The sequence below is a fragment of the Streptomyces barkulensis genome (genome assembly GCF_002843305.1).
Taxonomy (GTDB): Bacteria; Actinomycetota; Actinomycetes; order Streptomycetales; family Streptomycetaceae; genus Streptomyces; species Streptomyces barkulensis.
Genome location: NZ_PGSG01000119.1, coordinates 83,551 through 109,778, shown reverse-complemented (window position 1 = coordinate 109,778; position 26,228 = coordinate 83,551). Strand labels below are relative to the sequence as shown.

At 74.5% G+C, this 26,228-nt stretch carries 18 protein-coding genes; 16 read left to right on the top strand and 2 right to left on the bottom strand.

Annotated features, from left to right (window positions below; genetic code table 11):
* The first annotated feature begins 53 nt into the window (after positions 1-53).
* The 4 genes from mfd (at position 54) to CUT83_RS28395 (ending at position 8,357) form a co-directional block, all read left to right on the top strand.
* Positions 54-3,653, top strand: a complete 3,600-nt coding sequence (gene mfd, locus CUT83_RS28410) for a transcription-repair coupling factor (protein ID WP_101258668.1) — start codon at positions 54-56, stop codon at positions 3,651-3,653.
* Between the two features lie 118 nt (positions 3,654-3,771).
* On the top strand, positions 3,772-4,755 hold the full coding sequence (locus CUT83_RS28405; RefSeq protein ID WP_101258667.1) for an aldo/keto reductase: 984 nt from the start codon (positions 3,772-3,774) through the stop codon (positions 4,753-4,755).
* 207 nt (positions 4,756-4,962) lie between these two features.
* The gene (locus CUT83_RS28400; RefSeq protein ID WP_101258666.1) at positions 4,963-6,300 is read left to right on the top strand and encodes an ATP-grasp domain-containing protein; all 1,338 of its coding nucleotides are present in this window, start codon (positions 4,963-4,965) and stop codon (positions 6,298-6,300) included.
* Positions 6,301-6,329: 29 nt separating this feature from the next.
* Complete coding sequence (locus CUT83_RS28395; protein WP_101258665.1) at positions 6,330-8,357, top strand: CocE/NonD family hydrolase; 2,028 nt, start codon at positions 6,330-6,332, stop codon at positions 8,355-8,357.
* Between the two features lie 77 nt (positions 8,358-8,434).
* Here the strand turns inward: CUT83_RS28395 and CUT83_RS28390 are convergent, their stop codons facing one another.
* Positions 8,435-9,052 carry a DUF4352 domain-containing protein gene (locus CUT83_RS28390; protein WP_101258664.1) on the bottom strand — a complete coding sequence of 206 codons (618 nt, stop codon included), beginning with the start codon at positions 9,050-9,052 and terminating at the stop codon, positions 8,435-8,437.
* A 184-nt stretch (positions 9,053-9,236) separates the two neighbouring features.
* Here CUT83_RS28390 and CUT83_RS28385 point away from each other — a divergent pair, with 184 nt between their 5' ends.
* From CUT83_RS28385 to CUT83_RS28365, 5 genes are all read left to right on the top strand, one after another.
* Positions 9,237-10,403 (top strand): N-6 DNA methylase, encoded by a 1,167-nt coding sequence (locus CUT83_RS28385; protein ID WP_101258663.1) that lies wholly within the window; start codon positions 9,237-9,239, stop codon positions 10,401-10,403.
* Positions 10,404-10,591: 188 nt separating this feature from the next.
* Entirely contained in the window at positions 10,592-11,308 is a 717-nt protein-coding gene (locus tag CUT83_RS30190) for a hypothetical protein (RefSeq protein ID WP_158239065.1), read from the top strand.
* Complete coding sequence (locus tag CUT83_RS28375; RefSeq protein WP_101258874.1) at positions 11,305-12,708, top strand: serine/threonine-protein kinase; 1,404 nt, start codon at positions 11,305-11,307, stop codon at positions 12,706-12,708. Before CUT83_RS30190 ends, CUT83_RS28375 begins: the two co-directional genes overlap by 4 nt.
* A gap of 229 nt (positions 12,709-12,937) precedes the next feature.
* Entirely contained in the window at positions 12,938-13,921 is a 984-nt protein-coding gene (locus CUT83_RS28370; protein ID WP_093846548.1) for a glycosyltransferase family 2 protein, read from the top strand.
* Between the two features lies 1 nt (position 13,922).
* On the top strand, positions 13,923-15,443 hold the full coding sequence (locus CUT83_RS28365; RefSeq protein ID WP_240958466.1) for a polysialyltransferase family glycosyltransferase: 1,521 nt from the start codon (positions 13,923-13,925) through the stop codon (positions 15,441-15,443).
* A gap of 71 nt (positions 15,444-15,514) precedes the next feature.
* On the opposite strand, the gene CUT83_RS28360 is transcribed toward CUT83_RS28365, so the two are convergent.
* Complete coding sequence (locus tag CUT83_RS28360) at positions 15,515-16,552, bottom strand: acyltransferase (protein WP_240958490.1); 1,038 nt, start codon at positions 16,550-16,552, stop codon at positions 15,515-15,517.
* 439 nt (positions 16,553-16,991) lie between these two features.
* Between CUT83_RS28360 and CUT83_RS28355 the strand changes: the two genes are divergently transcribed.
* From CUT83_RS28355 to CUT83_RS28325, 7 genes are all read left to right on the top strand, one after another.
* Positions 16,992-17,642 (top strand): SurA N-terminal domain-containing protein, encoded by a 651-nt coding sequence (locus tag CUT83_RS28355; protein WP_101258662.1) that lies wholly within the window; start codon positions 16,992-16,994, stop codon positions 17,640-17,642.
* 136 nt (positions 17,643-17,778) lie between these two features.
* The gene (locus CUT83_RS28350) at positions 17,779-19,161 is read left to right on the top strand and encodes a hypothetical protein (RefSeq protein WP_240958468.1); all 1,383 of its coding nucleotides are present in this window, start codon (positions 17,779-17,781) and stop codon (positions 19,159-19,161) included.
* Entirely contained in the window at positions 19,158-21,515 is a 2,358-nt protein-coding gene (locus CUT83_RS28345) for a polysaccharide pyruvyl transferase family protein (protein WP_101258661.1), read from the top strand. Before CUT83_RS28350 ends, CUT83_RS28345 begins: the two co-directional genes overlap by 4 nt.
* Positions 21,512-22,603, top strand: a complete 1,092-nt coding sequence (locus CUT83_RS28340) for a nucleoside triphosphate pyrophosphohydrolase (RefSeq protein ID WP_101258660.1) — start codon at positions 21,512-21,514, stop codon at positions 22,601-22,603. The genes CUT83_RS28345 and CUT83_RS28340 overlap by 4 nt, the downstream gene beginning before the upstream one ends.
* A gap of 28 nt (positions 22,604-22,631) precedes the next feature.
* Positions 22,632-22,994, top strand: a complete 363-nt coding sequence (locus tag CUT83_RS28335; protein ID WP_101258659.1) for a DUF6479 family protein — start codon at positions 22,632-22,634, stop codon at positions 22,992-22,994.
* A 108-nt stretch (positions 22,995-23,102) separates the two neighbouring features.
* Complete coding sequence (locus CUT83_RS28330) at positions 23,103-23,822, top strand: lysoplasmalogenase (RefSeq protein WP_101258658.1); 720 nt, start codon at positions 23,103-23,105, stop codon at positions 23,820-23,822.
* Between the two features lie 409 nt (positions 23,823-24,231).
* Positions 24,232-26,220 (top strand): M48 family metallopeptidase, encoded by a 1,989-nt coding sequence (locus CUT83_RS28325; RefSeq protein WP_143688641.1) that lies wholly within the window; start codon positions 24,232-24,234, stop codon positions 26,218-26,220.
* Positions 26,221-26,228: the final 8 nt, after the last annotated feature.

Genomic DNA, 26,228 nt, shown 5'->3' with positions numbered 1-26,228 from the left:
GGGGCGCCGGTGCGGGTGCCTTTGTTGTCCAGCCTCTGGGATGGAACGTCTCGATGAGTCTCACCGGTCTTCTTGATGCGGTCGTGGTGGATCCGGCGCTGGCGGAGGCGGTGCGGGCCGCTGCGGAGGGGCGTCGGCGCGAGGTGGATCTGGTGGGTCCGCCGGCCGCGCGGCCGTTCGCGGTGGCGGCGCTGGCGCGGTCGTCGGGGCGTCCGGTGCTGGCGGTGACGGCGACGGGGCGTGAGGCGGAGGATCTGGCGTCGGCGCTGCGGTCGCTGATGCCGTCGGGCCGGGAGGGGGAGGTGGTGGAGTTCCCGGCGTGGGAGACGTTGCCGCATGAGCGGCTTTCGCCCAGGTCGGACACGGTGGGGCGCAGGCTGGCGGTGCTGCGCAGGCTGGCGCATCCGAGTGCGGACGATCCGTCGGCGGGGCCGGTGAGTGTGGTGGTGGCTCCGGTGCGGTCGGTGCTGCAGCCGCAGGTGAAGGGTCTGGGGGATCTGGAGCCGGTGGGGCTGCGTGCGGGGCAGCAGGTGGAGCTGGACGCGGTGGTGGACGCGCTGGGGGCGGCGGCTTACGCGCGGGTGGAGCTGGTGGAGAAGCGGGGTGAGTTCGCGGTCCGGGGCGGGATTCTGGATGTGTTCCCGCCCACGGAGGAGCATCCGCTGCGGGTGGAGTTCTGGGGGGACGAGGTCGAGGAGATCCGTTACTTCCAGGTGGCCGATCAGCGGTCGCTGGAGGTGGCGGAGCACGGGTTGTGGGCGCCGCCGTGCCGTGAGCTGCTGCTGACGGATCAGGTGCGGGCGCGGGCGGCGGAGCTGGCCGAGGCGCATCCGGAGCTGGGCGAGCTGCTGGGGAAGATCGCCGAGGGTATCGCGGTGGAGGGGATGGAGTCCCTGGCGCCGGTGCTGGTGGACGACATGGAGTTGCTGCTGGATGTGATGCCGTCGGGGAGCATGGCGGTGGTGTGCGATCCGGAGCGGGTGCGTACGCGGGCGGCGGATCTGGTGGCGACCAGCCAGGAGTTTCTGCAGGCGTCGTGGGCGGCGTCGGCGGGTGGTGGGCAGGCGCCGATCGATGTGGGTGCGGCGTCGCTGTGGGGGATCGCGGATGTGCGGGACCGGGCGCGTGAGCTGGGGATGCCGTGGTGGTCGGTGAGTCCGTTCGCCCTGGGGTCGGTGGATGCGGTGGATGCGGTGGATGCCGGGGGTGCCGGGGACGAGGGGCCGGGGCCGGGGGCGGATTCGCTGACGCTGGGGATGCGGGCTCCGGAGAGTTACCGGGGGGACACGGCGCGGGCGCTGGCGGACACCAAGGGGTGGCTGGCGGAGGGCTGGCGGTGTGTGTTCCTGACGGAGGGGCACGGTCCGGCGGTGCGCACGGTGGAGGTGCTGGGGGGTGAGGGGATCGCGGCGCGGCTGGAGCCGGAGCTGGGTGAGATCGCCCCGTCGGTGGTGCATGTGTCGTGCGGGACGCTGGAGAGCGGGTTCGTCGATCCGGGTCTGCGGCTGGTGGTGCTGACGGAGACGGATCTGTCGGGTCAGAGGGCGGCGAGCCGGGATCTGGGGCGGATGCCGGCGCGGCGGCGCAAGACGATCGATCCGCTGACGCTGCAGCCGGGTGACTACATCGTGCACGAGCAGCACGGTGTGGGCCGGTACGTGGAGATGGTGCAGCGCACGGTGCAGGGGGCGACGCGCGAGTATCTGCTGGTGGAGTACGCGCCGGCGAAGCGGGGGCAGCCGGGGGACCGGTTGTTCGTGCCGACGGACCAGCTGGAGCAGATCACCAAGTACGTGGGTGGTGAGCAGCCGTCGCTGCACCGGCTGGGGGGTGCGGACTGGACGAAGACGAAGGCGCGGGCGAAGAAGGCGGTCAAGGAGATCGCCGCGGATCTGATCAGGCTGTACTCGGCGCGGATGGCCGCTCCGGGGCATGCTTTCGGTGCGGATTCCCCGTGGCAGCGGGAGCTGGAGGACGCGTTCCCGTACATGGAGACGCCCGATCAGCTGACCACGATCGCCGAGGTGAAGGAGGACATGGAGAAGTCGGTTCCGATGGACCGGCTGATCTGCGGCGATGTGGGTTACGGCAAGACGGAGATCGCGGTGCGGGCGGCGTTCAAGGCGGTGCAGGACGGCAAGCAGGTGGCCGTGCTGGTGCCGACGACGCTGCTGGTGCAGCAGCATTTCGGGACGTTCTCGGAGCGGTACGCGCAGTTCCCGGTGAAGGTGCGGGCGCTGTCGCGGTTCCAGTCGGACGCGGAGGCGAAGGCGGTTCTGGAGGGGCTGCGGGACGGTTCGGTGGATGTGGTGATCGGCACGCACCGGCTGTTCTCGTCGGAGACGAGGTTCAAGGACCTGGGTCTGGTGATCGTCGACGAGGAGCAGCGTTTCGGTGTGGAGCACAAGGAGCAGCTGAAGAAGCTGCGGGCGAACGTGGATGTGCTGACGATGTCGGCGACGCCGATTCCGCGGACGCTGGAGATGGCGGTCACGGGCATCCGGGAGATGTCGACGATCACCACACCGCCGGAGGAGCGGCATCCGGTGCTGACGTTCGTGGGCCCGTACGAGGAGCGGCAGATCGGTGCGGCGATCCGGCGTGAGCTGCTGCGCGAGGGTCAGGTGTTCTACATCCACAACCGGGTGGAGTCGATCGACCGGGCGGCGGCGCGGCTGCGGCAGATCGTCCCGGAGGCGCGGATCGCCACGGCGCACGGGCAGATGTCGGAGGCGGCGCTGGAGAAGGTGGTGGTGGACTTCTGGGAGAAGAGGTTCGATGTGCTGGTCTCCACGACGATCGTGGAGTCGGGTATCGACATCTCCAACGCCAACACGCTGATCGTGGAGCGGGGGGACATGTTCGGCCTGTCCCAGCTGCACCAGTTGCGGGGCCGGGTGGGCCGGGGCCGGGAGCGGGGGTACGCGTACTTCCTGTATCCGCCGGAGAGGCCGCTGACGGAGACGGCGCACGAGCGGCTGGCGACGATCGCGCAGCACACGGAGATGGGCGCGGGCATGTATGTGGCGATGAAGGATCTGGAGATCCGCGGGGCGGGCAATCTGCTGGGCGGGGAGCAGTCGGGTCATATCGCGGGGGTCGGTTTCGACCTGTATGTGCGGATGGTGGGGGAGGCGGTGGCCGACTACCGGGCGGCGCTGGAGTCCGGGGGCTCCGGGGGCGCGGTGGAGGAGGCGCCGCTGGAGGTGAAGATCGAGCTTCCGGTGGACGCGCATGTGCCGCACGACTACGCGCCGGGTGAGCGGCTGCGGCTGCAGGCGTACCGGGCGATCGCGTCGGCGAACTCGGAGGAGGACATCGCGGCGGTGCGCGAGGAGCTGGCGGACCGCTACGGTCCGCTGCCGGAGCCGGTGGAGAACCTGCTGCTGGTGGCGGGGCTGCGGATGCTGGCGCGTTCCTTCGGGGTGGCCGACATCACACTGCAGGGTTCGAACGTGCGGTTCGCGCCGGTGGAGCTGCGGGAGTCGCAGGAGCTGCGGCTGAAGCGGCTGTATCCGCGGTCGGTGGTGAAGGCGGCGGCCCGGCAGGTGCTGGTGCCGCGTCCGGCGACGGCGCGGATCGGGGGGAAGCCGGTGGTGGGGCGTGAACTGCTGGCGTGGACGGGGGAGTTCCTGACCACGGTGCTGGGCTGATGCGCAGGGCCGGCCCCGAAGTCCATCCGGAAGCCGGTGCTGGGAGCGTTCCCGTAGTCGGTGACCTGCGAGGACCGGCCCGGTTCGCCGGGCCGGCCGGAACGTAGGATCGGGTGCCATGGAGCAGCGAGTACTGGGCAGGACGGGCCGCGAGGTGTCCGTCGTAGGACTGGGTACCTGGCAGCTGGGTGCCGACTGGGGGCAGGTGCGCGAGGAGGACGCGCTGGCGGTGCTGGACGCCGCGGTGGAGTCCGGGGTGACGTTCTTCGACACCGCCGACGTGTACGGCGACGGCCGCAGTGAGCGGCTGATCGGCCGCTTCCTGGCGGAGCGGCCGGGGGCGGACGTGTTCGTGGCGACGAAGATGGGCCGCCGGGTGGATCAGCTGCCCGGCAACTACAACCTGGCCAACTTCCGGGCCTGGACGGACCGGTCCCGCACGAACCTGGGCGTGGAGACCCTGGACCTGGTCCAGCTGCACTGCCCGCCGTCGGAGGTGTACTCCTCCGACGAGGTGTTCGAGGCGCTGGACACCCTGGTGGCGGAGAAGCGGATCGCGGCGTACGCGGTGAGTGTGGAGACGTGCGCGCAGGCGCTGGAGGCGATCGCGCGGCCGGGCACGGCGAGTGTGCAGATCATCCTCAATCCGTTCCGGCTCAAGCCGCTTCAGGAGGTCCTTCCGGCGGCGGCCGAGGCGGGGGTGGGCATCATCGCGCGGGTGCCGCTGGCCTCGGGGCTGCTGTCGGGCCGCTACACCCGCGAGACGGTGTTCTCGCCGGACGACCACCGCAGCTTCAACCGGCACGGTGAGGCGTTCGACCAGGGCGAGACGTTCTCGGGCGTGGACTACGAGACGGGTCTTGCGGCGGCGGCGGAGTTCGCCGGGCTGGCGCCGGAGGGGATGACGCCGGCGCAGACGGCGCTGCGCTGGGTGATCCAGCAGCCGGGGGTGACCTCGGTGATCCCCGGTGCGCGCGGCACCGGGCAGGCGCGGGCGAACGCCGCGGCGGCCGAGCTGCCGCCGCTGCCGCAGCGGACGCTGGAGGCGATCGCCGCCCTGTACGACCGCAGGATCCGCGCGCAGGTGCACCACCGCTGGTAGGGGCGCCCGCGCCGCGGACGGGCGGCGGGGCCGGCCGAAGTGGATGGCGGCCGGCCCCGCCGCCCTTTTCTCCCTCTTCACGCCATCGGCACCTTGTCTCCCCTCGTTTCCCCCCAGGTCCCCGATGTGCCCGTGCGGGTGAATGCTCACCGTTGCCCCGGGTAGCCGGAAGGACTCGTGAGGAACCGGCACGAGGGAGTCGATTCAGTGAGCCAGGCCAACGTCTTCGTCATCGGACTGGACGAGGAGAACATCGAGACGCTGCGCGCGGTGCCGCACGCGGTGGAGTACCGCTTCCACCCCCTGCTGAGCGTCGAGGAGCTCCAGCACGGCGAGATACCGGTGGCCGAGCTGCTGGAGAAGGCGTGCAAGGAGCTGGACGCGTTCGACGGCGACATCGACGCCATCGTCGGCTACTGGGACTTCCCCGTCAGCACGCTGGTGCCGATCCTGGCCGAGCGCTACGGGACGCGCGCCACCAGCCTGGAGTCGGTGGTCAAGTGCGAGCACAAGTACTGGAGCCGGCTGGAGCAGCGGAAGGTCGTCGACGAGCACCCGCGTTTCGCGCTGGTGGATCTGGAGGGCGAGCCCCGCCCGCCCGAGGGCCTGCGCTTCCCGATGTGGCTGAAGCCGGTGAAGTCCTACTCCTCGGAGCTGGCCTTCGGAGTGAAGGACGAGGAGGAGTTCGCGGCGGCGGTGGCCGAGATCCGCGAGGGCATCACCCGTATCGGACGGCCCTTCGAGTACGTGATGCGGCGCCTGCAGCTTCCGCCGGAGGTGGCCGAGGCCGGCGGGCAGGCCTGCCTGGCCGAGGAGTCCCTGACGGGCGTCCAGGCCGCAGTCGAGGGCTATGTGTACGACGGCGAGGTCACCGTCTACGGCGTACTGGACTCGATCAACTACCCCGGCACCTCCAGCTTCCTGCGCCACCAGTACCCCGCCTCCCTGCCCGAGCCGGTGCAGCTGCGCCTGCGGGACGTCTCCCGGCGGGTGATCGAGCAGATCGGCATGGACTGGGCCACGTTCAGTATCGAGTACTTCTACGACGCGGCCACCGGTGAGATCAATCTGCTGGAGATCAACCCGCGCCACTCGCAGTCCCACGCCGAGCTGTTCGAGTACGTCGACGGTGTGCCCAACCACCACGCCATGCTCAGCCTGGCGATGGGCCGCGACCCCGACCTGCCCTACCGCGCGGGCCCCTACGCGGTGGCCGCCAAGTGGTACCACCGCCAGTTCGCCGACGGGCTGGTGACGCGCGTGCCGACGGCCGAGGAGGTCGAGCGCGTGGAGCGCGAGGTGCCCGGCGTGCGGATCACCGTCAAGCCGAACGAGGGGCAGCGGCTGTCGGACATGCCCGGCCAGGACAGCTACAGCTTCGAGCTGGCGCACGTCTTCGTCGGCGCCGACAGCGAGGAGGAGATGCGGGCCAAGTACGACCGCTGCCTGGCGATGCTGCCGTTCGAGTTCGCCGAGGAGAGCGGCGGGGACGGCGGCCGGGACAACGGCCGGGACAGCGACCGCGAGTCCGAGCGGGCCGCCTGAGCCGGGCGGAGAGAGGAGGTGGTCCGGCCGTGCGCCATGTGACCAGCCTGCCGTACGCGATCAAGGAAGAGGAGCACGTGTGGATCCCGGTCTCCGACGGGACCCGCCTGGCGGCCCGGATCCGGCGGCCGGTCTCCTCCGACGGCGAGCCGGTGCCCGCGGTGCTGGAGTACATCCCGTACCGCAGGCGCGATCTGACCTCGGTGCGCGACTCGATCCACCACCCCTACATCGCGGGCCACGGCTACGCCTGCGTGCGGGTGGACATCCGCGGCACCGGCGAGTCCGAGGGGGTGCTGCGCGACGAGTACCTGGAGGTGGAGCAGGCGGACGCCGAGGACGTGCTGGCCTGGCTCGCCGAGCAGCCCTGGTGCGACGGGCAAACGGGGATGATGGGCATCTCCTGGGGCGCCTTCGCCGCCCTCCAGGTCGCCGCGCGCCGTCCGCCGAGTCTGGGGGCGATCGTCATCTCCTCCTTCACCGACGACCGGTACGCCGACGACATGCACTACATGGGCGGCTGCCTGCTGTCGGACAACCTGGCCGAGGCGGGCACGATGTTCGCCTACGGCACCTGCCCGCCGGACCCGGCGCTGGTGGGCGAGCGGTGGCGCCGGATGTGGCTGGAGCGGCTGGAGAACACCCGGCCGTGGGCGCTGGAGTGGCTGCGCCACCAGCGGCGCGACGACTACTGGCGGCACGCCTCGGTCTGCGAGGACTACTCGGCGGTTGACGTGCCGGTGCTGGCCTCCAGCGGCTGGGCGGACGGCTACTCCAACGCCGTCACGCGCCTGCTTCAGAACCTGGACGTGCCCCGCAGGGGCCTGATCGGGCCGTGGTCGCACAAGTACCCGCACCTGGGGCAGCCGGGCCCGGCCGTCGGCTACCTCCAGGAGGTGGTGCGCTGGTGGGACCACTGGCTCAAGGGCGCCGACAACGGTGCGATGGACGGGCCGATGCTGCGCGCCTGGATGCAGGAGAGCGTGCCGCCCTCGACCTCGTACGAGGAGCGGCCCGGCCGCTGGGTCGGCGAGCCGTCCTGGCCGTCGCCGCACATCACCCCCACCGCGCTGCCGCTGGGCGCGCACCGCCTCCACCGGCCGGACGAGGAGCCGCGCCAGGCGGAGCTGACGGTGCAGTCGCCGCTGTCGGTGGGCCAGTTCGCCGGAAAGTGGGCCTCCTACAACGCGCCGCCGGACCTGCCCTACGACCAGCGCGAGGAGGACGGCGGGTCGATGGTCTTCGACACCGAGCCGCTGGCCGAGCGGGTGGAGATCCTGGGCGCGCCGAGCGTGGAGCTGGAGCTGTCGGCGAGCGAGCCGGTGGCGATGGTCGCGGCCCGCCTGTCGGACGTGGCCCCCGACGGCCGCGCCACCCGCGTCACCTACGGGCTGCTCAACCTCACCCGGCTGGGCGGCCACGAGGCGGAGCCCGAGCCGCTTCAGCCCGGCCGCCGCTACCGGGCGACGGTGCAGCTCAACGGTGTGGCGCAGGTCTTCCCGCCGGGCCACCGCATCCGGCTGTCGCTGTCCACGTCGTACTGGCCGCTGGCCTGGCCGCCGCCGCGCCCGGTGCTGCTGAGCGTGTACGCGCCCGGCAGCTCGCTGACGCTGCCGGTGCGCCCGGTCGCGGAGTCCGACGAGGTGACCGGGGAGCCGTTCGGCGAGCCCGAGGGGGCCGAGCCGCTCCGCACCCGCCAGGTCGAGCCGCCCGAGCAGCGCTGGGAGGTCTCCCGGAACCTGGTGGACTACGGGTCGGCGCTGGAGATCGTCAAGGACGGCGGGACGGTCCACTTCGAGGAGATCGACCTGGACGTGCACCGCCGCGCCTACGAGCGCTACGACTCGGTGGCCGACGACTTCACCTCGGTCCGCGGCGAGTCGCAGTGGACGATGGAGTTCTCGCGCGGCGACTGGAACGCGCGGACGGTGACCCGCACGGTGCTGAGCTGCACCGAGAAGGAGTTCGTGGTCGACGCCACGCTCGACGGGTACGAGGGGGAGCGCCGGGTGTTCTCCCGCACCTGGAACGAGACGCTGCCCCGCGATCACATCTGACCGCGCCGACCGCGCCCCTCCCCTTCTCCCCCGGCCGGGGGAGAAGGGGAGGCAGGCCGGGAGCCGGGAGCCGGGGCTCAGAGCTCGAGCGACCACTGGGCCGGCTCGGTGGTGAAGTCCAGCAGATCGACCTCGACGTCGAGGTTTCCGGCACTGGCGGGGGCGTCGAAGGCGAACCGCGCGGTGGCCTTCTTGCCCGGCAGCAGATTGCCCTCGAAGCCGGAGCCGATCTCGTCGTCGAAGATCTGCTCGGCCTCCACGCCGTTCTCGCCGGCGCGGGCGGAGAGGGTGATCAGGCCGATGTCGGTCTTCTTGTCACCGGTGTTCTCCAGGGTGACGGTCACCTGGTGGGCCTTGTTGCCCTCGGTGTGGCCGAGGGCGTACTCGCCCGGGGTGTAGGAGGACGCCTCGGAGACGGTGATCTTCAGGCCGCTGCTGTAGGAGGCGGTGTCGCCCGCGGACAGCGGGCCGTCGCCGCTCTCCTGACCGGTCTCCTCGCCCTTCCCGGCCTCGGCGTCCTCGGCGCCCTTGGAGTCCCCCGAGTCCCGGCCCTTCGTGTCGCTGCCGGACGAGGCCTTGGTGACGGTCGGCTCCTCGGCCGCCGCGCAGGCGGTCAGGCCTCCCGCGGCGAGGACGGCGACGGCCGCGGCGGCGATCAGACGCCTGCGGGCGGTAGGGGACTGCTGTGCGGACATGCGAGAACCTTCCGGGCATGTCGGGTCGGAGCGACCCGGACCTTCGAATCGGTGCGACCACTACAGCAAACCTTGTGAATGGAGTCAACCGACATAGAGTTGCCGCGTGAAGTCAACCCTTGTTGTATCTGTTCGGGTCGCCACGAGTGTGCTCGGGCTCTCGGCGCGGGGAGGAACCGGCCCGATGGCGGACGAGAAGGCACCGGCGGTCGCGGCCGAAGCCGCTCACCCCGCCCGGGGCGAGCGGGGTGAGCGGGCCTGGCGGGAGATCGCCGGCGCCCCCGGCGGAGCCGCGGCCGCCCTGGTGCGCGCCGGCGAGGAACTGCTGCTGTGCGGTGGGCGGCCGGTCCCCGGCCCGCTCGGTGAACTCGCCGGGGAGCTCGGAGCCGCCGGGGCGTACTCCCTCCTGCTCGACCACCATCTCGACCACCATCTCGACCACCGCCTCGACCACCGCTCCGGCTCCGCTCCCCGGCGGGCCGCCCCCGCCCCGCCCGGCACCGCCGCGCTGATGGCCGCCCTGGCCGGCCCCGCGGCCACCGTGCTCGACCCCGCCTGTGGATCCGGCGCCCTGCTCGCCGCCGCCGGGAGAGCCGGCGGCGGCCCCCGGCCCGCACGGCTGCACGGACAGGAGGCCGACCCGTACCTCGCCCGGCTCGCCGCACTCCGCCTCGCGCTGCTCGGCGCCGCCGCGCATGTGCGCACCGGCGACGCCCTGCGCGACCCCGAACCGGGTACGGACGCCGGTGCGCTCGCGGACGCCGTGCTCTGCCGCCCGCCGTCCGGCGAACAGGACTGGGGACACCAGGAGCTGGCGTACGACCCCCGCTGGGAGTACGGGCTGCCCGCGCGTGCCGAGTCCGAACTGGCCTGGGCTCAGCACTGCCTGTCCCGGCTGCGGCCGGGCGGCACCGCCGTGCTGCTGATGCCTCCCGCCGCCGCCTCCCGGCGCACAGGCCGCCGGGTGCGCGCCGCCCTGCTGCGCCGGAGGGCGCTGCGCGCGGTCGTCGCGCTGCCCGCCACAGCCGCACGCCCGGACGACCCCCCGCCTCATCTGTGGGTGCTGCGCAGACCGGGCGGGCCGGAAGGCGCCCCCGTCCCCGTGCCCCGGCTCCTGCTCGTCGACGCCGGAGCCCGGCCCCGGGCCGGGGAAGACCGCCGGACACCGATCCGGGAGGAGGCGTACCGCACCGTGCTGGACGCCTGGCGGGCCTTCGACCGCGACGGGGACGTCCCGGGGGAGCCCGGAGCCGTCACCTCCGCCCCCGTCATCGACCTGCTCGACGAGCACGTGGACATAGCGCCCGCCCGGCACGCCTTCGCGGCCGGGGGAACCGCCGCCCCGGACTGAGGGCCCGGGCCGGGAACCGGGCCGAGCCGGGGCCGTCCGCCCCGCCGCGGGCCGGAACACGGCCGGGACGCGGCCGGAACGCGACCGGGCATCGGAACGGTATCGGCCCGCGGATACCGGACCGCACTGTCCGCGGCGGTGTATACCCTTCGCACCGAACGACGTCGCACCAGGGAGTCAGAGCGCTGATGTACGGCCCGCCCGCCACCCCGCCCCCCGCACCGTCCCACCGCGGACCGGGGGCCGGGGGCATCGCGCTGCGACTGCTCTTCGCCTCCTTTCCGCTGTGGTCGCTGGGGCTGCTGGCCTGGGTTCCGTCGCTGCGCTTCGCGATCATCCGCAGAAGGCCCCTGGACTGGGCGGTCTTCGCGGTGAGCGTGGTGCTGACCGTGGTCTACGTGGTGCTGCTGGTCAACGTCCCCGAGAGCGAGCCGGGCGAGGACGGCACGGCTCAGGCCGGGGCCGGTCTGTACATATTCCTGCTCATCGTCGGCTCCGTGGTCCACGCCGTCCTCGGTGACCGCTTCCCGCGCGACCCCGCCCCGTACCGGGCGGCCGCCTCCGTGCCGGGCACCCCTCTGCCGGGCACCCCTCTGCCGGGCGGCCCTCACGCCTCCCCCTACCCGGCCCCGCCCGCCCCCCGGTCCCCCGGGTTCGCCGACGCGCCCACCGCCTACGGCCACCCGCGGCCCCCGGCGTACGGCTACCCCCAGCCCCAGCCCCAGCCCCAGCCCGTACAGCCCCCGCAGTCGCCGCGCATGCGCCAGGTCGCCTCCGAACTGGACGAACTCGGCGAGCTGCTGCGCAAGCGCGACGGACACGGCGGCGGACACGGCGGCGGACACGAGGACGGACACGACGGCGGGTACGGCGGGCGCGGCGGCGACGGGCGGTACGGCCGGTGAACGGACGCCTGATCTCCGGCCGCTACGAGCTGACCGAGCCGCTGGGCCGGGGGGCCATGGGCCAGGTCTGGGGCGGCCACGACCTCGGCCTCGGCGGCCGCCGGGTCGCCGTGAAGCTGATGCACTCCGGGCAGGTCGCCTCCCTGTCCGGCGGCACGGACCCCGAGGAGCTGCGCGAGCGTTTCGAGCGCGAGTGCCGCGTCACCGCCCAGATCGACCACCCCGGCCTGGTCGCCGTCCACGACGCGGGACGGGACGGCGACGAGCTGTATCTGGTGATGCAGCGGCTTGAGGGCAGCGACCTGCGCGACCACCTCGCCGAGTGGGAGCCCTACCCGCCGCAGTGGGCCGTGGCCGTCGCCGCCCAGATGTGCTCGGCCCTGGCGGCCGTGCACGCCGTCGGCATCGTCCACCGCGACCTCAAGCCCGGCAACGCCATCGTGCGGCCCGACGGCCGGGTGGTCATCCTCGACCTGGGCATCGCGGCCGTGCGGTCGGCCGGGGACACCACCCGCCTGACCCGCACCGGCTCCCTCATCGGCACCCCCGTCTACATGGCGCCCGAACAGGCCATGGGCGGCAGCCCCGTCGGCCCCCGGTCCGACCTGTACGCGCTGGGCGTGCTGCTGTACGAACTCCTCACCGGACAGGTCCCCTTCGACGCCCCGGAGCCGACCGGACTGCTGTACAAGAAGCTCCACCACCCGCCCCCGCGGGTGCGCGAGCTGCGCCCGGACGCGCCCGCCGAGCTGGACGCGCTGGTGTGGCGGCTGCTGGACAAGGAGCCCGCGGGGCGCCCCGAGGACGCCCACGAGGTGTACGCCGCCCTCGCCCCGCTGCTGCCCCGGCCCGGACAGGGCGGCCCCACCCTGCCGCTGGACCCCACCCGCCCGTTCCGCGAGCCCATGGCCCCCTGGCCGCCGCGCGGCCGGGCGCCGGGGCCGGCGCCCGCGGTGGTCGTACAGCCCTCCGCGCCTTTGCCCGGCCCCGGTGGTGCCGGCCCCGGTGCCGGGCCCGGGTACGGCACTCCGCCGCCGTCCGTCCCCGGTTCCCTCGCCGGTCCGGCCCCGGGCTTCGGGCCGCCTCCGCCGGCCGATCTGAGCGCCACCCTGGAGGAGGTCCGCACCCTGCTCTCCTCCGGCCACTACACGCGCGTCGCCGATCTGCTCGGCGACGCCCTCCCGGCCGCCGTCGCCGAGCACGGGGCGCACTCGCCCGTCGTCCGCAGCCTGCGCAAGCAGTACGCGGCGGTGCTGCTGGACACCGGCCAGTACGCGCGGGCGCTGCCCGAGATCGGCCGGCTCGCCCAGGAGTACACCGCCGAACGCGGCCCGCACGACCCGGTGGTGGTTCAGCTCCGCCGGGACGAGGCGCTGTGTCTGGAGCGGCTCGGCCGCTGACCCCGGTCCGGCCGTGCCCGCCGGCCGTGCCCGCCGGACCGCCTGCCGGGCGTCCCACCGGGCGGCCCGCCGGGAGGCCATCCACCGGACGTACGTTCAGAGTTCACCCGGGTGTCCCCTCGGCGGCACCCGGCGTGACCGGAGCGTGACTAGCCTCCGCCCGAGGGGTCGGCGGCCGTGGACCGCGGGCGTCCGGCCCGCCGCCCTGTCCGCAGCGTCTGGAAACCACGTGCCGAAGCTCTCAGTGATCGTCCCCTTCCACAACGTCCAGGAGTACGCGCAGGACACCCTGCGCAGTCTCGCGGCCAACGCGCGGCCGGGTACGGAGTTCGTCCTGGTCGACGACTGCTCCACGGACGCCACCGCGGAGATCCTCGACCGGGCCGTGAACGATCTGCCGCGCGCCCGGCTGGTGCGGCACGAGGAGAACCGGGGAATCGCCCAGGCCCGCAACACCGGCATCGAGGCAGCCGAGGGCGAGTACCTGACCTTCCTCGACGGCGACGACTGGTACGCGCCCGGCTATCTGCGGGACCTGCTCCGCACCGTCGAGGAGCTGGACTGCGACTTCGTGCGCACCGACCATGTGCAGTCCACCGGGCGCGACCGCACCGTCAAGCGGGCCCCGGCGCGGCGGCGGGACGCGGTGCTGAGCACCCGGGACGCCATCGCGCCCGCCGAGATGGAGACGATGGTGGACTACCCCTTCGTCTGGGCCGGGATCTACCGGCGCGGCCTGTTCGAGACCGGCGGCGACGGCCTGGGCATGCGGTTCACCACCCATCTGCGCACCGCCGAGGACCGCGTCTTCATATGGCAGCTCCACCTGCGGGCGAAGACGTTCGCGACGGCCGGCCTGCTCGGCGTGTTCTACCGGCGCGGGGTCACCACCTCGCTGACCCAGATCCGCGACGCCCGGCAGCTGGACTTCATCCCGGCCCACGACCTGATCCTGGCCGAGGTCGCCGCCGACCGCGAGGCCGAGCGCTTCCTGCCCAAGATCGTGCGGACCTACTGCGCCATGATCGCCTTCCACGCGGCGAACGCCCACCGCTACGAGCCCGCCGCCGCGCGGCGGCTGAAGCACGAGTCGGCGGCGGCGCTGCGCCGGATGCCGCGCGAGGTGCTGGAACGGACCCTGACGTCGATGGACCACGAGCGCGCCAGAACGCTGCGGCGGCTGCTGGGCGGCACGGCACGGAAGGCGGCCTGAGATGGCTGACACCACGGGCACCACGGGCACCACGGGCACCACGGGCACCACGGACACCACAGGCATCATGCGCACCACCACCAACACCACCACCGGCGGCGGGACCGGAAGCGGCGCCGGCGCGCACACCCGGGTCCAGATCTTCGAGGTCTCCACCCTCTACGGCGCCGCCACGCTCGCCGCCGCCCTGGACGCGGGCCTGTTCGGACCGTGGCACCGGACGCTGCGGGTCCTGCTGGTCTCCAACAACGCGGAGGTGCCCGAGACCGCCTCCCGGCTGGACGGCATGCGCGGCTGGCACCGGCTGGCCGCCCGCTTCGACCGGGTGGTCGACTGGAACGACGCCATCCGCCCCCACCACCCCAGCACCTGGAGCCCGGCGGGCAACGACTGCCCGCTGTGGGAGCGGATGTTCCGCGCGAGCTGGGACCTGGGCGACGGGCCGGTCGACCTCGTCGTGGAGTCCGTGCACGTCAGTCCGGCGAAGGCGCTGGCCGCGATCTTCGCGAGCGCCTCCGTCCACGTCTACGCCGACGGACTGATGAGCTACGGCCCCACCCGCGAGAAGCTGCCGCAGACCCTGGCCTGCCGCATCCAGCGGCTGCTCCACCTCGATCTGGTGCCCGGCCTGACGCCGCTGCTGCTGACCGAGTACGGGGTGCCGTCCGAACTGGTGCCGAACGAGGTCTTCCGCTCGGTCCTGGACGAACTCGACGACGCCGCCGGGGACGACGGCCTGGACGCCGAACTCGACCCGGACGGCGAGGGCATGCCCACCGCCGTACTGCTGGGCCAGTACCTGGCGGCGCTGGGCATCCTCACCGCGGACGAGGAGGAGGCGCTGCACGAGCGGATGCTGCGCGGCGCCGCCGCGGCCGGGCACCGCACGGTCCTCTTCAAGCCCCACCCCACCGCGCCCGCCCGCTACTCCAGGGTGCTGGACAAGGCCGCCGCCGACACCGGTGTGCGGCTGGTGGTGCCGAGGCGGCCGATGCTGGCCGAGACCGTCTTCCGGCGGTGCCGCCCCGAGCTGGTCGTGGGCTGTTTCTCCACCGCGCTGCTCACGGCCTCCGCCCTGTACGGCGTGCCCGTCGCCCGGGTGGGCACCGGACCGCTGCTGGACCGGCTGACGCCGTACCAGAACAGCAACCGCGTCCCGCTGACCCTCGTCGACGCCCTCGTGCCCGATCTGGAGGCCCCGGGCGAGGGGGAGGGCCCGCGCGGCGAGGTGGTCACCGAGTCCGCGGAGGCGGTACGGCGGGCCGAGCCGCTGGTGCGGGCCGTCGGGTACTGCATGCAGGCCGAGCGCTATCCCGCCCTGCGGGCCGAGGCCGAGGCGTGGCTGACGGCCCACCTGGACGACACCACGGTCCGCTACTTCAAGCGGCGCCGGCTGACCGCGCTCGGCCTGCCCGGGGGACTCACGCCCGGTCTGGTGCGCCGTCTGCCGGGCAGTGACCACGCGCTGCGCGCCGCGCGCCGGGTCAGGCGGGCGGCGGCCGCCCGCGCCCGCGGGAAGTAGGCGGACCGGGCCGACCCGGCCCGTGCCCGAGCCCCGGTGGGCTCCGGCACGGGCCGGGTCGGCCGGCACGGCTAACCCAGATACCTGCGCAGCCCCAGCCGCCCCCACAGCAGGCTCGCGCCGAACGACACCACGACCGTGGCGGCCAGCAGCACCACGAACAGCGGCCCGGCCACCGCCCCCGGCACGTCCGCGGAGACCAGCGGCTCCACGATCGCCGAGATCACCATCACATGCACCATGTAGGCGCCCAGCGACGCCCCCGCCAGCTTCGACAGCGACGGGACCCACCGGTCCGGCACCCGCACCCGGGTGACCATGAGCAGCACGCAGCCGGTCATCACGGCGACCAGAAGGTGTGCGTTGGGGATCACGTAGTGGACCCGCGTGTGGTACCAGAGCACCCCGGCCGCCGTCAGCGCCATCGGCACCGCCCACACCCACCGGCGGCCCGCCAGGCGGCCCAGGGCCCCGGCCGGCAGGGCGAACAGCATCGCGCCGCCCAGCGCATACGCCACCTGGTAGACGCCGAAGCCCCAGCCGAAGCGCGGCAGGTCCCATCCGGTCCACCGCTCCAGGTCGCCCATCAGGGAGGGCGCCGACGCGAGCACCAGCAGCACCGCGCCCAGGCCCCACGGCCGCTTCCCGGCCCGCACGAGCACCACGAAGGCCAGGGCGGCGATCAGCGGGATGTAGGCGTACATGAACCACAGGTGGTACGCGGGCCGCACCGACCCGAACAGGGCCTCCACCGCCAGCCGCGACACCGGCCCGTCGTTGGTGCCCCACGCCCGGCCCCACAGCAGGTAGAGGGCCGTCCAGACGAACAGCGGCACCGAGTTGCGCACGATCCGCCGCCACATGCGCCGGCTGTCGCGCGGCGGCGCGCCGACCAGCACCGCCCATCCCGCGATGGCGAAGTACATCGGCACCGCGAACGGGTTGAGCGCCTCCACGACGTGCCCGGTCCAGTAGGCGCCGGGCCCGTTCGCCTCCTGCCGGTCGACCGCGGCGATGAACACCCCGCCGACGTGGCCCAGCATCACCGCGACCGAGCAGATCAGCCGCATCAGGTCGATGTCGTGCCGGTGCTCGCGCGACGCGGGCACGGACCCGGGGGCGGACCCGGGGGCGGGGGAGGACGAGTGGACGGCGGGCGCCGGAACCCCGGGGAGGGCCGCTCCCCGCGCGGAGTCGCTCTGCCCGGAGCCCGCGCCGGCGTCGGGGCCGCGCTCCGGGGACTGCACGGCTGTTTCGTTGGACACGGAGGCCACTCTCGGGCACCCGGGTGTACGGAACGGTAACGACCGGCGAACACTGACCGAGCCGCGCCCCGTCCCGCGCCCCGTCCCGCACTCCGGCTCCGCAGCGGGCTCCGCAGCGGGCGGCGTATCCCCCCGGCCATGGGCTCGTTTGCCGAAACAGTGCCGAAACGGTGGTGGGAGTCACGCCGACTGCCTAGCATCGATCATCGCCGGGACGGCATTGCACAGGTGTTCCCCAGCACCGTCCACACCATCCGTTCCACAGCCGCACTCAGGAGGCTCAATGTTCCGCCGCAGGACCTCGCTCTCCCTCTCAGCCGCGGCGGCGGTGCTCGTCGCGGCGCCGCTGCTGACCGCGTGCGGCAGCGATGCCCACCCGGGTGCGGCGGCCGTCGTCGGCGGTGAGCGGATCACCATGGAGCAGGTGCAGTCGCAGGTGCGGGCCGTGCGGGCCGCGCAGGGCGAGTCGGACCGCAGCGCCGAGCTGATCCGGAACACCGAGCAGCTCACCCGCGGCACGGTCGGCTCCCTGGTCTTCGGGCGGGTGCTGGAGCAGGCCGCCGAAGACGCCGGGGTGACGGTGAACCGCGGCGAGGTCCAGCGGGCGCGCGAGGAGGCCGAGCGCAACGTGGGCGGCCCCGAGCAGCTGGAGGCGATGATGCTCCAGCAGCGGGCCGTGGCGCCCGACGAGATCGACCAGGCGGTGCGCTCCCAGCTGCTGGTCCAGAAACTGGCCGGGAAGCTGGGCGTGAACCTCCGGACGCCGCAGGGCCAGCAGGAGATCACGCAGGCGCTGACCAAGGCCTCCGAGAAGCTGGACGTGACCGTCAACCCGCGCTTCGGCGCCTGGGACGACAAGCAGATCACCCTGACCGACGCCGAGGAGCCGTGGATCAGGAACGTCTCCAGCCCCGAGCCGCAGCAGCCCGCCTGACGGCCGGTCCCCGGCCCGGCCCGCCGGTCCTCGCCGACGGTTCCGCCACTGTTCACCCGGAAGCCCGCGCGGCGTCACACACGCCGTGCGGCGGTCGGGCACTGTTCGGCCTCCCACCGCCGAACAGTGGAGAGACATGAGGACGAAGAGGCCCGGGGCCGTGCCACGGGCGTGGCCGGGGATTCCGCGCCTGCGGCCGGGTGCCGCGCGCGAGGCCGAGGCGCGCACCGCGCTCACCGGATGCGTCCGCGCCTGCGCGGACCGGCTCGCCGAACTCACCGGGCCGGGCGGAGAGCCGGACGCGGGGCGCAACCGCCTGATCGCCGCGCTCGGCGCCCTGATCGCCGCGCACACCGTCCGGGGCGTGGCCGCCGGGCGCTCCTCCGGCCCGGCCGTGGACAAGGAGTCCTTCGACACCCTGCTGCGCGCCGGTGGCGCGGCTCTCGACGCGGCGGGGGAGAAGACCGGGCGCGCCGCGGCGGACGCCCGCGACCTCCGGCTCGCTCTCCTCCTGGCCGACACCGCCCTGACCGTCCGCCGCAACTCCAGGGCGGCCTGGCTGCTGCGTGCCCGCGCCCTGGAGGGACTCGGGCGCGGCGCCGTCGCCGCCGAGGCGTACGAGCGCCACCTGGCCCTGTCCGGGCCCGGCCCGGGCACCCGTGCCGCCGCCGCCCGCCTGGCCGCGCTCGCCGAACGGCGGGAATGCCTTGCCGGGGCCCTGCGGCTGTTCCCCGCCGACGACTGTCCCGAGGTCCGCGCCTTCGCCGAGGCGGCCGGAGACGGCCTGCCGGCGTCCGAGGTCCGCGCCGCCTTCACCGCCTACATGGACCACCGCCTGCGCGAGCGCGGCGCGGCCGACCCCGCCGTACGGGATCTCGCCGCGCTGTACGCCGCGTACTGCCGGCTGGACGGGCGGGGCCGGATGTCCGACCCCCTCCTCGGTGGCAGGGACGGGGGCGGGGACGACGGGGAGCCGCTCGCGGTCGGCGACCTGCGCAACGCCGTGGCGGGCCGGACGGTGTGCCTGGTGTCGAACGCCCCGCGGCTCGCCGACCATGTGCCGGACGCCGGGATCGACGCCTACGACCTCGTCGTCCGCTGCGACGCCTTCCCACCGGACGTCCCCGGCGCGGGGGAGCGCACCGACATCCACGCCCTCTCCCACCGCACCACCGCGCGCCTGGACCACCGGGTCGGAATCCGGCTGGTGTTCGGCGATCCGGCCGACGAGTGGCTGCACGCGGTACGGCGGCTGGTCCCCGGTGCGCAGCGCCGCGTCGGCGACGCCTCGCTCCGCCACCCGGTGACCGATCCGGCGCTGATCGGCGAGAGCGCCGCGGACCCCGGCCCGACCACCGCCTTCACGATGCTGCGGCTGCTGGATTTCCTGGGGGTCTGCCCGGTCGTGGACCTGATCGGCTTCGACCTGCCGGGCCCCGGCCGGCTGCGCCCCGCCGAACGTGCCTGGGCCGAGGCCCGGGCCGAGGACAGCACACGGACGAGGATCTCCCTGCGATGACCGCCTCCCCCACCGCCGCCACCGCCGCCACCAACACCGCCACCGCCTCCCCAACCGCCGCCACCGCCACCGCCACCGCCACCGACACCGCCGCCCTGACCGGCAGGCGCCGCATCGCCTTCGCCTGCCACGCCGACGAGGACACCCTCCCCGGCCTGCTGACCCTGCTGCGCAGCCTGGCGCTGACCAACCCCCGCGTCTGCGAGGACTTCCTCCTCCTCCACCCCGGACTGCCCGAATCCGCCCTGGACGCCGCCCGGCGCCTGCACCCCCGGATCACCGCCCGCAGGACACGGCTCGGACGGTGGGAGGCCCTGCGGGCGCACGAGTACGACACCGTGATCGTGCTGGGCCCCGACATGGTGGTGCTGGGTGACATCGGCCCCCTGCTGCGGCTGCGCCACGGCGTGGGCGCGGCCTTGCAGCTCCCCCTGCCCTCCGGCGAACCCCGCGTACAGGCGGACGAGGGCCTGCTGGTCCTCCAGCGGGAGTGGCTCGCCGACTCCACCCGCGCCCGGCTGGCCGGTGACGGCGTACCCGGATGCGTCGTGCCCCTCGACGGCCGCCACGACCTCCCCGTCCGCCGCCTGCACGGCGGCCTGCCCGTCCCGGAGGAAACGGTGATCCTGCGGTTCGGCGGCGCGGAGGACACCGGTACCGGACACGGGGAGGAACGCAGCCCCGCCGAGCGCGCCCGCGCCCGCTACGAGATGGCCGACGACGACTTCCGCACCGCCTACTGCTCCCTGCCCGGCCCCAGGCACCCCGCCCTCCTCACCCACCTCGCCCGCCCCCTGCTGGAGCGCGGCGCCACCGTCGACCTGGCCCGCGCCCTCGCCCTCGTCCACACCGAGGAGGGCCGCTACCGCGAGGCCGTCGAGGTGCTGCTGTCGGTCACTCCCCGGGCCGACCAGCCGCGCTTCCACGAGACGCTGGGCAGTGCGCTGATGGCCGAGTCCCGCCACGCCGAGGCCGAGACCCATCTGCTGCTGGCCACCGCCTCGCCCGCGGTCGCGCCGAAGGCGTTCAGCCGGCTCGCGCGGCTGGCGTGGCTGCGCGGCGACGACGAATCGGCCCGCGCGTACGCCCGCGAAGGGCTCGACGCCGAGCCCGTCAACCGCACCTGCCGCAGCCTGGCCCTGCTGCCCGGCGAGCCCGCCCCCGACGTCCCCGGCGACGGGCAGCTCGCGCATGTGGCGCTGTTCGCCTCCGGCCAGGAGAACGCGGGCGACAAGGTGCTCCCCGAGGCCGTACGGCTGTGCTTCGGCGCCGACACCGGACCGCGCCGCTGGCTGCCGGTGCCGGTCCACCGCCTCTTCGACGAGGTGGCCCTGGAGCGCGTGAACGCCCGCCGCGCCCTGGTCGTCGGCGGCGGCGGGCTGTTCCTCCCCGACACCTGGCCCAACGGCAACAGCGCCTGGCAGTGGAACGTCCCCGACGCGATGCTGGAGCGGATCACCGTGCCGCTGGCGGTCCTCGCGGTCGGCTACAACGTCTTCGACGGCCAGGCGTACCGCCGCACCCGGTTCACCGAGAGCCTGCGGACCCTGGTGGAGAAGTCGGCGTTCTTCGGCCTGCGCAACCACGGCTCGGTCGAACGCGTCCGGGCGCTGCTGCCCCCCTCCCTGCGGGAGAAGGTGCGCTATCAGCCGTGCCCCACCACCGTGCTGAGCAGGCTCTCGCCCGGCTGGACCGACCCCGTGCGGCGCGACGACACCGTGCTGATCAACTGCGCGTACGACCGCGCGGGCCTGCGCTTCGGTCACGACTACGGCCACTTCCTGGCCGAGATGGCCGCCGCGGTGCGCGAGCTGGGCAAGCGCGCGGAGGTGCGGTACGCGCCCCACACGCCCGCCGACGAGCGGTTCGTGCACGACCTGCGCCGGGAGCACGGCATCGCGCTGCCCGTCGAACCGCTCTACGACCTGCCCAACGCCGGGATCTACGAGCGCTTCCGCCGCACCCGCCTGGTCATCGGGATGCGCGGGCACGCCGGGATGATCCCCTTCGGCTGCGGCACCCCGGTCCTCAGCCTGATCTCGCACCCCAAGCTGGCGTACTTCCTGGCCGACATCGACCGCCCCGGGTGGGGGCTGTCCGTGCACGACCGGGACCTGGGCGCGAAGCTCGCCGAGCGGGCCGCGGCCCTGCTGGACGACCACGACGCGGCGGTGGCCGACGTCCTGGGGCGGCAGCGGCCGCTGTGGGAGACCACCCGCGCCAACCTCGCCGAGCTGGAACGGTGCCTGGGCGTCCCTGTGGAGGCCGCACACCTCACCGGCCCCGGCGTACCGGCCCCGGCACACCGGTCCCCGCACGAGGGCCGGCCCCCATCGGTTACGTTCGGGGCGTGAACCTCTCCAGCCCCGCGCCGGCCCCCGCCACCGGCCGCATCGTCCTGCTCACCACCAGCCACCGCGTCGCGCCCGGACTGCTGTCCTGGCCCGCCTGGCAGGCGCTGCGCACGGCCGGCCGCGTCCTGTGCCCGGATCCCGGCCACCCGCAGCTCCCGTACGTCCGGGACGCGGGCGTCGAGGTGGAGATCGCCCGGCCCACCGCCCGCGAACTGGTGGACGCCTGCACGGGCGCGGACGGCGGCGCTCCGGCGGGCGGGAGCGGCGACGGCGCCCCGGTGGCGGGGGGCGGGCGGACGGTGGTGGTCCTCGCCGGCGCCGAGGGCGAACCGGAGCTGACCGACGGGCTGGCCCGCATGGCCGGCTCCGGCCGCGAGGCGATGCCCGAGCTGGAACTGCTGCCCGGCTCCTACGACCTGCCCGGCGCCCGCCTGCTGGACCTGGTGCAGGTCATGGACCGCATCCGCGCCGAGTGCCCCTGGAGCGGCACCCGCACCGGCGAGGACCTGGTCAAGTACGGCGTCGAGGAGATGTACGAGCTGGTCGAGGCCATCGAGGAGGGCGACCGCGAGGCCCTGCGCGAGGAGCTGGGCGACGTGCTGCTCCAGGTGGTCTTCCACGCCCGCATCGCCCAGGACGACCCCGACGAGCCGTTCTCCGTCGACGACGTGGCGGCCACGATCGTGGAGAAGCTGGTCCACCGCCACCCCCACGTCTTCGGTGACGAGACCGCCGGGACGCCCGAGGAGGTCAAGGCCCACTGGCTGCGCACCAAGGCGGTCGAGAAGCGGCGCGATTCGGTCACCGAGGGCATCCCGCTGGGCCAGCCCGCCCTCGCCCTGGCCGCGAAGCTCGCCGGCCGGGCCCGCGGCGCGGGCATCGACGCCCTCCCGGCCGGCGAGGGCGTCGGCTACGAGCTGCTGGCCCTGGCCGCCCGCGCCGAGGCCCGGGGCACCGACCCCGAGACGGCCCTGCGGGCGGCGGCCCGCACCTACCGGGACGCCATACGGGCGGCCGAGAGCGCGCTCGGGGCGGGCACGGAGGGCACGGGGGCCGGAGACCGGCAGGAGCCGCCCCGGGCCGAGTGACCGGGCCGCACGGGGGTACCCGAAGGCCATGAACGGCATCTACGCAGCGGATCACATCCCACTGGCCGCTTCCGATCTGACGATCGGCATCGGCCCCCTCATCGCGGGAATCGTGGTGGCGGGCCTGCTGATCCTGGCCGTGGTGTACGGGCTGCGCATCCTCAAGCGCGGCGACGAGGGGGTCTCCACCCCGACCGAGTGCCCGGACGAGCCGATCGTCTACGAGGACGGCGTCCGGGACGACGAGGCGCTGCCCCGCGACGGCAGGCGCCGGTTCCCGTACGAGCTCCAGGAGCACGAGGACACCCACCCCGTCGACCCCGACAAGCGCCCCACCTGGAGTCCCGGCAGCAGCGGAGGCTTCGGCTCCGGCGGCCCCGGCCACACCTGATCCTCCGGCCGCACCGGGCCGCATCCGGCCGTCCCCGGCCGTCCCCGGCCGCATCCGGTCCGGCCGGGCCATTGAAGCGCGCCGCCGGGGCCGCCAGACTGTGCCCCCATGACGATCTTCGCGACGGCTCTGGAGCGCGGCGCGCGCCGCACCCGCCGGGCGGCGGCCCGGCTCACCCGCCCCGACGGGCACGGCGGGGGCGCGCTGGTCGCCTTCGGCGCGCTCGCGGCGGCCGACCTGCTGGCCACCGCCCGCCGCCCGCGCGGCGCCGCCCGCGCCGGCAAGCCGCTGCTGATGCCGGCGCTGGCCGCCCACGCCCTGCGCCGCCGCGAGACGGCGGACGTCCCCGCCCCGAAGGCCCTGCTGGCCGGGCTGGCCTGCGCCACGGCCGGTGACACCGCCCTCCTCGCCGACGAGTACGAACCCGCCTTCCTCCTGGGCATGGCCGCCTTCCTGGGCACCCAGGTCAGCTACACGGCCGGCTACGTGCGCCAGGGCGCGCTGAAGGGCCTGCGCCGACGCCCCTGGATCGCGGCGGCCGGCCTGGCCGGCTGGGCCGCGGCCAACGCCGCCATCGCCCCGGGTCTGGAGAAGCGGCTGCGCGCGCCGGTGGCGGGCTACAGCCTCGCCCTGACGGCCATGGCCGTCACCGCCCTGGGCACCGGCGCCCGCGCGGGCACGGGCGCGCTGGCCTTCCTCGGCTCGGACCTGCTCATCGGCCTCCAGGCCGCCGGGCACGCCTTCCCCGGCCAGGAGGTCGCGATCATGGCGGGCTATCTCTTCGGCCAGTACCTGATCACCACCGGCTGGCCCGTCACGCCGGTGTGACATGCGCGGCTCATGCCGCGCCGCATGGCGGGGCCACGGCTGAACCCTGACCCGTCGCACCGGGGATGTGCGTCCCGTCGACGCTGCCGCACAGAGCTCGGGTACGTGGGAACCGTCGGAGGAGACGACCTTCACGGGACCCATGACGCCGGCTGCCGTGGCGGCCCGTGATCCGGGCGTCCCCCGCAGGGGCTGTTTCAGGACATTCCCGCGCGGTGGCGACACGCCGCGGGCGGGTGCGGGCCGGACGCCGGGTGCGCAGGTGGCAGGAGCCCTGCCCGGGAAACACGGCTCCAGGGGCTCGCGCCGCCGATGGCGCACTTCCGACTCGCGCCGCGCCGCCGGTGGGAACGATGACGGCGAGGGCGGCCGCGCCGCGGTGCCGGGCGGGGAAGGGGGGCGGACGGGGATGCGGACGACGCCGGGGATCCTGGCGCGGACCGCGCTGGCCATCGTTCTGGTGGGGGGCTTCCACGCGGTGTCGTGGGCGCTGGTGCTGGGCTACGCGGCCCTGTCGGCCGTCGTGCTGTGGTCACTCCTGGTCGACGGCATGCGCATGACGACACCCGCGCCGCTGTACATGATCGCCTTCGGACTGCCGGCCGTGCTGGCGGTACTGCGCGGGATGTTCTCCGGCGGCCGCGCACCGGCCGCCCGCGGGGGCCGGGCGGTCACCCGGCGGCAGGCCCCGCGGCTGTGGGAGACGGTCACCGGTCTGGCGCGTGCGGTCGGCGCGCCCGAGCCGACCGAGATCCGGCTGACGCTGGAGGCCAACGCCTCCGTCGGCGAGGACACCCGTCTCGGCGCGGGAGTGGCCGCCCGGCGCATGGAGATCGGCGTACCGCTGCTGGCGGGGCTGAGCGAGGGTGAGCTGCGGGCGGTCCTCTGCCACGAGCTGGGCCACTACGCGCGCCGGCACACCCGGTTCGCGGCCACCGCCCACCGGGGCTCGGCCGCCCTGCGCACGGCGCGCGACGGCATCGCCGAGGCGGCGGGGGGCAACGTCCTGGTGGCGTCCTACACGGGCTACCAGCGCTGGGTGCTGGGGGCGTATGCGTGGCTGTTCGACGCCGTCACCTTCGTCGTGCGGCGGCGGCAGGAGTTCCAGGCGGACGCGGCCGCGGCGGCCGTCGTGGGGCGGGAGGCCACGGCGTCCGCCCTGACCGCCGTCCACGCCGTCGGCGCGGCCTGGGCCGACTACCGGGCCCGGCTGCTGGACCCCATGGCCGGGCGCGGGCTGACGCCCGACGACCCGCTGCGCCCCTTCGCCGAGATGCTGGCCGATCCCGAGTACGCCGAGGCGCTTGAGCAGTGGCGGCGCAGGATGCCGGAGCCGCCCCGCTCCCGGCTGGACTCCCACCCTCCGCTGAGCCGCCGTCTGGCCGCCCTCGCCCGCGACGAGGGCGCTCCGGAGGCGCCGCCCGCCCCGGAGCCGGGAGGGGCGGTGGACGCCGCGTACCTCCGGTTCCCCGAGGGGGTGTGGGGTTCCCTGCTGCGCCCGCTCCTGCCGCCGTCGGGGCCGCGCAGGCTTGCGCAGCCGTGGCGGGAGTGGCTGGAGGCCGCGGCCGAGGCGCAGATGGTCCAGGCCGTCGAGGACCTGCGCGAGCCTCTGGCCCGGCTCCTCGGGCCGGACGTCCCGCCGGAGCCCGCCGTGGACGCCGTCCTGGGGCTGCTGGAGGCCGGACGCGGCGCCGAGCTGGCCGAGGCGCTGCACGAGACGGGCTGGGGCATGGACCAGTGGGGCCTGCCCGGGGCGCCGGAGCAGGCGCTGGAGACCCTGGTGGGCCAGGGGCTCACGGGCGCCGGGCGGGCGGGGTGGAGCCTGCGCTGGACGGCGCCCAGCGCCCTGGTCGCCTACGACGACGAGGCCCGGGAGGCGGTGGAGCTGGCGCGGGCGGCGGTGGCCGATCCCGCGGCCGTACCCCTGCTGCGCACCCGTCTCGTCCTGTGCGGCGTCAACACCGCGGCCCCGCTGGACCGCACCGGCCCGGTGGCCCGCCCGCCCGGCGGGGCCGGTCCCACCGCCGGTTCCGCCACCGCCACCGCCACCGGTGCCGGTGCCGGAGCCGGGAAGCCCGGCAGGCTGAACGGCAAGCCGGGGATGCTGGTGGCCGCGGTGGTGGTCACGGTGGTGTTCACCTGGAACCTGTTCACCGGGGACGACGTGCCGGAGCGGCCCTCCGTCCCGGGCACACCGGTCGCCCCCCTCCCCTCGCGCTCCTCCTCGCCCCTGCCGTACCCGCCGCCCCTCGCGCCTCCTCCGGCCGGCCCGGCGGCGGAGTGCGGGCCGGGGGAGATCTGGCTGGCGGGCGACTGCGTACCGTTCGACGACCTCGTCGCCACACCGAAGCCCGTCTTCACGCCGGCCCCCGGCGCCGCGCCCCGGTCGCCGCGGTGAGCAGGCCG